Here is a 1,074-nt window from a genome sequence, read left to right as displayed (position 1 = left end):
TTGGTCTTGGGATGGCCGTTGGAGGAGCATTTTGGTCGACTCCAAGCTGGTCTGACGGCACTATTAATGTAAACAATAATGGCATCAATAGTTCAGGAAAATCTAGTAGAGGTTTGATTGGTCCGAGTAGTATTCAAAATCAGCAGCGACTCTTGAGTGACTGGAAAAATAATGCGACTCCACAAGAGCGGCAGGCAGCCAAAACTGCTGGCCAAAGAGCTGGCAGTGATTTTCAGAAAAATGCCACTCCCCAAGAGCGCGCTCAGGCTGATCGTATGAATCAAGAGGCTCGCAATGACTATCAACAGGATCGTGCAAATCCCAATGCTTATCGTGAAGCTGCTCAAGAAAATGCCATGCGAGAGCAGGCTCGTTACGATCGTATGAATGATGACCGGTTTGGTGGTCGAGGCGGTTTTGGTGGCGGTCGTATGGGTGGATTTAGGCGCTAATAGATAGAGAGCTAAAAGATGAAATTATTTAGATTCACCCTATGTGTAGTCGGCGCAATGATGCTGATGCAGCCAAGTGCATTTGCTCAGGCTAATTTGCCGAAAGGTGATGCCTCAACAGCTGCTTTAGTTGATTTATGTAAGAACCTGGATGATATGGATGGTCAGAATTTTTGCTTTGGGTTTGGGGAGGGCGTTTATCAAGCGTACCTAGCCAATCGCAATCCTAAAATGAAGAGCAAAATTTGTTTTTCAGGAGACGCTGGTACTAGAGAAGATATTCTGCGGGAGTTTCTCAATTGGACTCAAAGTAACCCTCAGTTCAATCAAGAGCGTGAGGCCAAGACTTTAGTCAGATTCTTTGAGGCGGATTACTCCTGCAAGTAGCTAGAGTCAGCTTGAAGTCATCATCCGCACCAAAATGATGCGTTTGGCACTGAAAGAACGCATATTCAGATTTTGCATTTCAAGCCGAGGATTACTATGAACTTGTTGTTCATTCTTTAGTAATACCTCCATAGATTTTCTTTCAAACCACCCTACGGGGTGGTTTTTCTTTGTCAGTAATTTGCTCTAAGAAATACTTTTTAATTTCTTGCGTAATATTTTGACGCGAATGTTT

At 43.8% G+C, this 1,074-nt stretch carries 2 protein-coding genes; both read left to right on the top strand.

Annotated elements, in window-relative coordinates; all coding sequences use genetic code 11:
• Positions 1–452, top strand: a 452-nt coding sequence (locus tag B7Y67_RS19105; protein ID WP_293599983.1) for a hypothetical protein, incomplete at its 5' end; no start/stop codon positions are given.
• Positions 453–470: 18 nt separating this feature from the next.
• The gene (locus B7Y67_RS19100) at positions 471–839 is read left to right on the top strand and encodes a Rap1a/Tai family immunity protein (protein WP_293599982.1); all 369 of its coding nucleotides are present in this window, start codon (positions 471–473) and stop codon (positions 837–839) included.
• Positions 840–1,074 lie beyond the last annotated feature (235 nt).

Source organism: Polynucleobacter sp. 35-46-11 (assembly GCF_002281105.1).
This window is presented reverse-complemented; position numbering and strand designations above follow the sequence as displayed.

Coding starts and splice junctions, on each gene's coding strand:
- B7Y67_RS19100 (WP_293599982.1), top strand. CDS start 471: ATGAAATTATTTAGATTCACCCTATGTGTAGTCGGCGCAATGATGCTG.